Annotated in this window: 10 protein-coding genes; 6 read left to right on the top strand and 4 right to left on the bottom strand. The window is 46.0% G+C overall.

Annotation, left to right across the window (positions count from 1 at the left end):
* Positions 1-61: 61 nt before the first annotated feature.
* Positions 62-196, top strand: coding sequence for a hypothetical protein (locus ACTHUE_RS07865; RefSeq protein WP_440423233.1), 135 nt, complete (start codon positions 62-64; stop codon positions 194-196).
* Between the two features lie 6 nt (positions 197-202).
* Here the strand turns inward: ACTHUE_RS07865 and ACTHUE_RS07870 are convergent, their stop codons facing one another.
* Positions 203-1189, bottom strand: coding sequence for a GlxA family transcriptional regulator (locus ACTHUE_RS07870; RefSeq protein WP_440403093.1), 987 nt, complete (start codon positions 1187-1189; stop codon positions 203-205).
* 97 nt (positions 1190-1286) lie between these two features.
* Between ACTHUE_RS07870 and ACTHUE_RS07875 the strand changes: the two genes are divergently transcribed.
* Positions 1287-2138 carry an MBL fold metallo-hydrolase gene (locus tag ACTHUE_RS07875; protein ID WP_314765962.1) on the top strand — a complete coding sequence of 284 codons (852 nt, stop codon included), beginning with the start codon at positions 1287-1289 and terminating at the stop codon, positions 2136-2138.
* A 57-nt stretch (positions 2139-2195) separates the two neighbouring features.
* On the opposite strand, the gene ACTHUE_RS07880 is transcribed toward ACTHUE_RS07875, so the two are convergent.
* Positions 2196-2399: a hypothetical protein gene (locus ACTHUE_RS07880; protein WP_004520559.1), complete on the bottom strand. Its 204-nt coding sequence runs from the start codon at positions 2397-2399 to the stop codon at positions 2196-2198.
* A 40-nt stretch (positions 2400-2439) separates the two neighbouring features.
* On the opposite strand from ACTHUE_RS07880, the gene ACTHUE_RS07885 reads away from it, so the two are divergent.
* Both ACTHUE_RS07885 and ACTHUE_RS07890 read left to right on the top strand, forming a co-directional pair.
* The gene (locus tag ACTHUE_RS07885) at positions 2440-2787 is read left to right on the top strand and encodes a LysR substrate-binding domain-containing protein (protein ID WP_440361158.1); all 348 of its coding nucleotides are present in this window, start codon (positions 2440-2442) and stop codon (positions 2785-2787) included.
* A gap of 250 nt (positions 2788-3037) precedes the next feature.
* Positions 3038-3616 (top strand): NAD(P)H-dependent oxidoreductase, encoded by a 579-nt coding sequence (locus ACTHUE_RS07890; protein WP_004520557.1) that lies wholly within the window; start codon positions 3038-3040, stop codon positions 3614-3616.
* A gap of 57 nt (positions 3617-3673) precedes the next feature.
* Here ACTHUE_RS07890 and ACTHUE_RS07895 read toward each other — a convergent pair whose 3' ends face one another.
* Both ACTHUE_RS07895 and ACTHUE_RS07900 read right to left on the bottom strand, forming a co-directional pair.
* Positions 3674-4309: a histidine phosphatase family protein gene (locus tag ACTHUE_RS07895; protein WP_004520556.1), complete on the bottom strand. Its 636-nt coding sequence runs from the start codon at positions 4307-4309 to the stop codon at positions 3674-3676.
* 87 nt (positions 4310-4396) lie between these two features.
* Entirely contained in the window at positions 4397-5938 is a 1542-nt protein-coding gene (locus tag ACTHUE_RS07900) for a PEP/pyruvate-binding domain-containing protein (RefSeq protein ID WP_440392569.1), read from the bottom strand.
* Between the two features lie 498 nt (positions 5939-6436).
* On the opposite strand from ACTHUE_RS07900, the gene ACTHUE_RS07905 reads away from it, so the two are divergent.
* Positions 6437-7090, top strand: a complete 654-nt coding sequence (locus ACTHUE_RS07905; protein ID WP_004520552.1) for an IS1595 family transposase — start codon at positions 6437-6439, stop codon at positions 7088-7090.
* A 160-nt stretch (positions 7091-7250) separates the two neighbouring features.
* A partial coding sequence (locus ACTHUE_RS07910; protein WP_440423235.1) for a TonB-dependent receptor plug domain-containing protein occupies positions 7251-8193 on the top strand: 943 nt, incomplete at its 3' end.

Here is an 8193-nt window from a genome sequence, read left to right on the forward strand (position 1 = left end):
ATTGAGATTGTCATCTTTGAATATAAATGATTAGGATAGAACAAGCGTTTGGATTTTGAAGATGATTTATAAAAACTCTTTGAAATTTCTCTACTCTTTGAAAAAGAAAAAAGGCCGTCTGAAAAGTGCAGGCTGCTTTTTGGGTTTTCAGACGACCTCCAAAGCAGCCTGCGCTCAGGTGTTTTGGATTGACTAACGCGAGCTATCTGCCAAATACTTTCCGCCAAGCATTTGGATTGATTTTAAATTTGGCTTTGAACTGCAAACGTAGGTTTGCCGCGCTGCCGAAGCCGCTTTGTTCGGCGATGTGTTCTATCGGCAAATCCGTATTTTCCAATAAATCCTGTACCTGCCATAGCCGCTCTGTTGTCAGCCACTCACCAAAATTCATGCCTGTGGCTTGAGAAAAATGGCGGATAAAGGTTCGGCGGGAAACGGCTAATTTTTTTGCCAAATCGTCCAAGCGGTATGAGGTGGCAAGGTTTTGGCGCAGTTCGTCCAATAAGTGATTGATTTTGTCATCGGCAGTACGACGTTCGACAGGTCGGTGGATAAACTGTGCCTGCCCGCCTTCACGGTGTGGTGCCGCAACCAAGGTACGGGCAAGGTCGTTGGCAACGGTTGCACCGTGGATTTTACGGATGAGGTAAAGGCAACAATCCAGCCCGCCAGCCGCACCTGCCGATGTTAAAAAGTTGCCATCTTCCGCATATAGGCGGTTGGTATCTAGATGAATTTTAGGGAAACGGCGGACAAAGTCATCTTCGGCAAGCCAGTGGGTGGCGGCGGTTCTGCCGTCTAAAAGTCCTGTGTAGGCAAGGGCGTAAGTGCCGTAGCATAGGGCGACAATATGTGCACCACGTTTCGCTGCCCGCTGTAAATTCTCAGCCAGTTCCGGCGTCGGGGTTTCTTCAATGTTGCGCCAGCCTGCGATGACGATGATGTCGGCTTCTTCCGTCAAATCTAGGCCGCCGTGTATGGGAATGCTTGCGCCCAGTGCCGTGATGACGTCTTTGCTGTCATCGGAACAGATTTTCAGGTCAAAGAGTGGATTGTCCCGATAGGTCGTCTGAAAAACAGAAAAGGGAATGTTGAAGACAAAATCGTTCATGCCCGATTGAGCATATAGCACGATTTTGGGGACAGTTTGATTTTGGCGAAACTCGTTACGCTCGTTTTCAGACGACATTTTGGCACTATCCTTACGTTTATTGGCAATATTGCCTATTTTAGCCGATACACCTGCAGCTTAAAATACGCTCCATGATTTTTTAAGGAGCAACATCATGAAATTCAAGCAATTTATTCTTGCCACTGTTTTGGGCGCGACAGCCTTTTCCGCTTGGGCAGACGATTCATACCAACATATCCGTAACGCTACCGCCAAGGTCGAATATGCGGGGCAGACGTTTTTGATTGACCCGTTTTTCGCACCCAAGCACTCCATGAACGGCTTTGCCGGCACGTTCAACAGCCAAGCCAAAATGCCGCTGGTCGGGCTGCCGATGAGCGTGAATAAAATTTTAGACGGTGTGGATGCAGTCATCGTTACCCATACCCACGAAGACCATTGGGACGAAACCGCCGCACGTTCCATTCCGAAAAACCTGCCCGTATATGTGCAGCACCAAGCCGACGCGGCAAAAATCCGCAGCCAAGGCTTTACTGATGTACGCGTGTTGAACGGCAGCACTGTATTCAACGGTGTAACCATCAGCAAAACCGGCGGCGTACATGGTACAGAAGCCATGTATGCCAACCCTCAGCTAGCCGAAATCTTAGGCGATGCAATGGGTGTGGTATTTCAAAGCAGCGGACACAAAACCGCTTATATTATGGGTGATACTGTGTGGACGGCAGATGTAAACAAAGCATTGAACCGCTACAAACCCGATTATCTGATTATGAACACGGGCTACGCGCTGATTTCAGGCATTTCAGACGGCATTATTATGGGGACGGCTGATGTATTAAAAGCCAGCCAAGTCATGCCTAAAGCCAAAATCATCACCGTACACATGGATACCGTGAATCATACCGCCGTCAGCCGCACCGATATGCGTAAATTTATACGCGGTCAAGGCATTGAAAGCCGTGTGAACGTTCCGGAAGACGGAGAAATCCTGAAACTGGATTGATAAACGGCTCATTATCCTAAAGCAGCCTGTACCTTGTTTTTCAAAGTGCAGGCTGCTTTATTTTTTCGCGGCTTTTGTTAAACCGTCTAACCATGCTTGATGGCCGTTTACCATTGGATTTGGCACAGTTACTGCCAAGCCTTTGGCGAGTTTGCCGATTTGGCTTTCTTCGGTTAATACACGCACGCGGTTGTTAGGCAGGCTTTCTAAAATCCAAGCGCCGAAAATTAAAGTGGTGGTGCTGGCGATTAACGAAAGCATCGTACAAAATCAGCTTGAACAGCAGTAAATTGACTTTGCGGTGGTTACACTAGACTTCCAAGCACCGGATATTCATGCAAAAAATCTGTATGATGAACGCTATATTTGTGCCGTTCGCCACGATCACCCAATAGCCCAACAAACAGAACTTACCCTTGAGCAATTTTGCCAGTTAGAACAAGCCTTGATTTCCTATCATGGCGGTAACTTCAGCGGTGTTATTGACCAAGCCCTGAAAGCGATGGGGCTACAAAGAAATGTCAGTCTATCGGTACAAAACTTTATTGTTTTGCCTGAATTACTAGAACAAAGCGATTTATTGGTAGTCCTGACTGAACGTTTAATTAGCAACTTGCCCAATCTCAAACGCTTTGAGCCCCCCCCTTGAAATTCAAGGTTTTACCAAAACATTGATTTGGCACGAACGGACACATAAAGATCCTGCGTATCGCTGGGTTAGAGAGCTGATTGAAAAGGCTTATTTGGTTGAAGGAAGATAATGAATGCTAATGATAGGTATGATAAATTTCCCTTTATGGTCTGTAAAAGCGTGCAAGCCAATGTACTTTTAAAAGATGCAGTAAAAAGGCATAATTGAAGCTCTCATTTTTCAGAATTATTTGTTGTAGGAGCAAAAGATGAATATTTTATTACTAGACGGTGGTAAAAATTTCGGACATTCGCATGGTGAGTTAAACCACACGCTTCATAAAAAAGCGAAAGAAGTTTTGACCGTACTTGGACACAATATACAAGAAACCGTGATTGATGCCGGCTATGATGTTGAAGCAGAAATCGAAAAATTCTTATGGATGGATGCCGTGATTTGGCAGATGCCGGGCTGGTGGATGCACGAACCTTGGACAGTGAAAAAATACATAGACGAAGTATTAACCGCCGGACACGGCAAGCTTTACCATAGTGATGGTCGCCATCGTGTCAATCCGACTGAAGGCTACGGCACAGGTGGTTTGTTGCAAGGTAAAAAACACATGCTCTCGCTTACTTGGAATGCCCCGATTGAAGCCTTTACTCGCGAAGGCGACTTCTTCGAAGGTAAAGGTGTGGATGCTTTATACATGCACTTCCACAAACTCAATGAGTTCATCGGTTTGACCCGTCTGCCAACATTCGTATGTAACGATGTGATTAAAAATCCACAAGTAGAACAATATTTAGTAGACTATCAAGCATACTTGGAAAAAGTATTCGGCTAATGGCAAAAAAGGTGGGTAAAAATGCCCACCTTTTTTATTATTGATGAATAGTTGTGATCATTGTAAATGAGCCACATCGTTAAGTTGCTCAATATGAAAACCGCTTTCACTATCGTATTTCACAATACTGATCGAAGTATTTAACAATGACACGGATTTACCCTCATCACGATGGTTTTCCCAAGTCGCTCCGCCTAGTAAGGATAATAAAAGCCGCAAGGTATGGCCATGTGATACCACTAAAATATTGGCTCCCGATTGATGTACTTTAATGATATCGCAAAGGGCGTCCATTGCACGTACTGCTAATTGTTCAAAGGTTTCGCCACCATTGCTTAATGCTTTATAAGCTGCCGGGTCATTGGTCAGTTGTTTAAATTCGGTTAACTTCCGTAGGTCAGTGATCTGCATACCTTCCCAACTTCCAAAAGATTGCTCATTTAGTCCACAGTGCTGAAAAAGAGGAATAGGACGCTGACCGATAATATGGCCAGCCGTATCAATGGCACGTTGTAAAATGCTGGAATAAGCAGCGGTAAATTCTACTTGTTGTAGCGCCGCCCCGGTTTTCTGAGCTCCTGTAATTCCTTGTTCGGTCAGTGGTGAATTGCCTGATCCCTGCAAAAGCTCTTGTTCGTTCCATTGGGTACGGCCATGGCGAATAAAATAAAAAGTGAGTTGTTTTGACATCATAGTTCCTTGGAGATCTGGAAGTATAGGGTATAACTAACTTATGATGCAAAGGCCGTCTGAAACGATAATTTCAAACGGCCTTTTACTTTAACGTGTACCGTTTAGATACGGTCGTGCTTGGAGGATAACAAGCTTACCATTGTCAAACGCCCATTCGATATCCTGCTCGCCATTGGCAAATAGCTGTTTGATTTGTTGGCCGGTTTGGTCAAGGCGACGGATTTGTTCTTGATTCATCACATTGCCACTGGTTACAGGCACCTCCCGTACTCCACCATTTTTATCCAGTTGCAACGCTGTGGTTTCATTAGAGGAGCTGAGACGTTGTACAGAATCATTGCGACGGTTATAGACCACCTGTTCGGCTACCCGTTTGCCTTCAACGACACGAATACCCAACCCGCGTTTGGCGGCAATGTAGGCGCTATTTTTCTGAGCAATATCATAAGGATTGATGGTAACCAACACGCCGGAGAGATCTGCATTGATGCTTTGTTGCACAAAGACACTCATTTTCACGCTATCGTGAGGCAATCCGGCAATACGGCGGGCTTCGTATGCACTGTAATTGAAAACAGAAGCCCAAGATTGCTTCACTGCTTCGGCCAACGCGTTTTCATCGGTAACATTTGGCACGGTGGTGTACAGCCCTGCGCCGCTGAAATTGGGTAGGTCTTCGGAATTAGAGGAGCTGCGGACAAACACGCCTTTGCTGTTTAATTGATTGCGCCATTGCTCAGCCCATTTATGTTTCCATTCCGACGGGATTTCGGCATCGGTAATTTTTTTCTGCAGCGTGAGTAAAGCAGTACGGCGCTTGCGGTTGTCTCCATCACTTTGTGTTTCGATTTGGGCCAGTGTTGTTGCATTAATACCCAGCCTATCCATCATGGCTTGATAATAGGCAAACGGAATGCAGAATCCGTCAGGTACATTACTACCTTTAATATGGGCGCGGATATGACCGAGGTTGGCAGCCTTACTGCCGCAGTAACGGCTGTCATCACGGCGCAGGTTTGACAAAGCCCTAAGGCCATAATCGGAAACATCAGGTTGGGGCAGGGTAAGGCCGTCTGAAAAGCTTTTACTGGTAGTGTTCCGGTTGGTTTGGACAATTCGGTATTGCTTAGCAGTCGCTTCAAATTCGATACGACGGCCAATATATGGGGTTAGGATTTTTTCTGCGTCTTTAAGGTAAATATTGGGAATCCCCCAGCCGCGTGCCAATACATTCACATGCGATAGTGCAGTAGATGGTTTCTCGCTGATAATCCCTGCCACAGGTGGCAGCTCTAGGGGAACCTCTTTCAAAATAATAATATCGTCGGCGCCAACATTATGAAGATCATCTTCTTTGACAATAACGCGTAATGTACCTATCGCTTTACCTTGGTTTAGAGGCAGGTAGGGGAAATTTTTAATCAAACTTTCTTGGGTAATAAAAGGAACTTTGCTTTGCTCGGCAACGGTTTCCTGCCATAAAGAATTGGTTTTATAACGCAACGGAGCGTAGAAACTGTCTTTCAGACGGCCTGCCGCCAATTTCAACAATTCAGGTGTGATTTTGTCTCCTTCCCAAAACTCATAAACATATTCTTGAGTACTATTCTGCCAACTGATAGTACCCAACAGATAACGCCGGTTAGGACTACGGTATTGTTGATTCAATTCAGTTTTTGACAGCATGGGTTTCAAGATGGTAGCCAGATAGTGCTCATGCAGCCGAAATTTGGGAGTATTGATGTAGTCTGTACGGTTATTATTTTCACGATCGATGAGGAAAAGGATATGAGGAATTTCATATTCACTACCTTGCTCATAAATACGCGACAGTAAGTCAAAATCAGCTTGGTTTTTGATTGCAGATAATGCAGGAATTTGTGTTTTAACTGGGGTGGCTACAGTTTGACGCTTTTCAGACTCGTAATTAAGAAGGCTTACGCGCCGTTGGTGCAGCCATGTCGGCTGTCTCAGCTTCAGGACGGCACGCTGAAAGTAAAAACAATATTGGGAGGTAAAAAGCAGGCTTCATGATGTTATCGGTTATCTAAATCAGATGAAAAGAAATATACCTATGGTAAAAATCTAGGGGCTGACGTAGATTAGCGGTTATGCTAGGCTACGAAAATGCAGATAACCAATTGTAAATTAAGCAAGAGAGTTCAAAAGAAACTACTTGAATTTTTTGTACTCCAAGTTACCGCCCGTTCCGCTGCCGATATTTTGGGCATTCAGCCCAACTCCGCTATTCTGTTCTACCGCAAAATTCGTATGGTTATCAGCCATTATCTGGCCTTGGTTGCCGATGAGGTTTTTGAGAGCTCTGTTGAGCTGGACGAAAGTTATTTCGGCGGAAGGCGTAAAGGCAGACGTGGTCGCGGCGCAGCAGGAAAAGTAGTTGTCTTTGGCATCCTGAAACGCAACGGACGGGTCTATACCGTTGTCGTAGATAATGCCAAATCTGATACTTTGATGCCTGTTATCAAACAGAAAATCATGCCGGACAGCATTGTTTACACGGATAGCCTGAGCAGCTATGACAAGCTGGACGTAAGCGGTTTTATCCATTACCGTATCAACCATTCCAAGGAATTTGCAGACCGTCAGAACCACATTAACGACATTGAGAATTTTTGGAATCAGGCAAAACGCGTCTTGCGTAAATACAACGGAATTGATCGCAAATCCTTCCCGCTGTTCTTGAAAGAATGCGAATTTCAGTTTAACTTCGGCACACCGTCTCAACAGCTTAAAATTCTGCGGGATTGGTGTGGAATTTAGGGCTAATCTACGTCAGCCCCATTATTTATCCAGCTACGTCATACTATATTTTGCGTTTTTGAAGTGGTTTTAGTGCTATCTTGTGGTTTCTAAACTTGCAAAAATCGCCTATTTATTTTATAAATGCAAACCATTTTTATTCAAATAATAAGGTTGTGTAATGAAAAAGAAAGCGATTGCCTGTGTAATAGGGGCGGTTTTTTCCGGACAGTTATATGCGGCTCAGATGCCGGTGGCTCAGGCAGAAATAGAGCCTGTGGTGGTTACGGCCGACCGTAATGCGCAAACCTTGGATAAAGCGGCGCCGAATGTGTCGGTTATCGGACGCAAAACCTTGAATCAAGCCTCGGCACAGAATTTAGACGATATCGTGATGTATGAATTCGGCGTCAGCGTGCCGTCAGACAACAATCGCCGCGGTCATGCGGGTATCAATATCCGAGGCATAGACGGCAACCGCATTCTGATGATGGTGGACGGCGTACGCATTCCCGAATCTTATGCAGGCGGCGGTTCCAACGGCGCGATTTCGGGACGCGATATGGTCGAAAGCGACACGCTCAAGCAGGTCGATATTGTCAAAGGCCCTTATTCCGCGCTGTACGGTAGTGATGCGCTTGGCGGCGTGGTGAACATGGTGACGCTCTCACCGAGCGATTTTGTCGATGCGGGCAAACGCGGGTATTTCGGTTTAAAACACAGCTACCGCGGCCGTGACCGCAGCCATGGCGTGACGGCGACTGTGGCAGGTTTCCATGAAAACGCCGAAGGTCTGCTGATGCTGACGCGCCGTCAAGGTCATGAAACCGAAAACATGGGCAGCGATACCAGCTACTCGACTGCGCGTACTGCCACCAACCCTCAGAAAAACAATGCCTATAATATCTTGGCGAAAGGCAATATCGGCAACGAACGCCACCGCTTGGAAACTTTGTACGAACAGTATTACCACGCCAACGATACCGTATTGGCAAACGGCTTGGGTTCGCAATCGCGCGGGCCGGTAACCATCGCAACATCTGAGAGCAACGCCCGCGACCGTATCCGCCGTCAACGTATCGAAGCAGGCTACCGCTACACTGGCGAAGGCCGTCTGAAAGAAG

Source organism: Neisseria sp. P0021.S005 (genome assembly GCF_051956955.1).

Excerpts from the sequence above, each read along its gene's own strand:
- ACTHUE_RS07870 (WP_440403093.1), bottom strand. The coding sequence starts at position 1,189 with ATGTCGTCTGAAAACGAGCGTAACGAGTTTCGCCAAAATCAAACTGTC.
- ACTHUE_RS07865 (WP_440423233.1), top strand. The coding sequence starts at position 62 with ATGATTTATAAAAACTCTTTGAAATTTCTCTACTCTTTGAAAAAGAAA.
- ACTHUE_RS07880 (WP_004520559.1), bottom strand. The coding sequence starts at position 2,399 with ATGCTTTCGTTAATCGCCAGCACCACCACTTTAATTTTCGGCGCTTGG.
- ACTHUE_RS07890 (WP_004520557.1), top strand. The coding sequence starts at position 3,038 with ATGAATATTTTATTACTAGACGGTGGTAAAAATTTCGGACATTCGCAT.
- ACTHUE_RS07905 (WP_004520552.1), top strand. The coding sequence starts at position 6,437 with ATGCAGATAACCAATTGTAAATTAAGCAAGAGAGTTCAAAAGAAACTA.
- ACTHUE_RS07895 (WP_004520556.1), bottom strand. The coding sequence starts at position 4,309 with ATGATGTCAAAACAACTCACTTTTTATTTTATTCGCCATGGCCGTACC.
- ACTHUE_RS07875 (WP_314765962.1), top strand. The coding sequence starts at position 1,287 with ATGAAATTCAAGCAATTTATTCTTGCCACTGTTTTGGGCGCGACAGCC.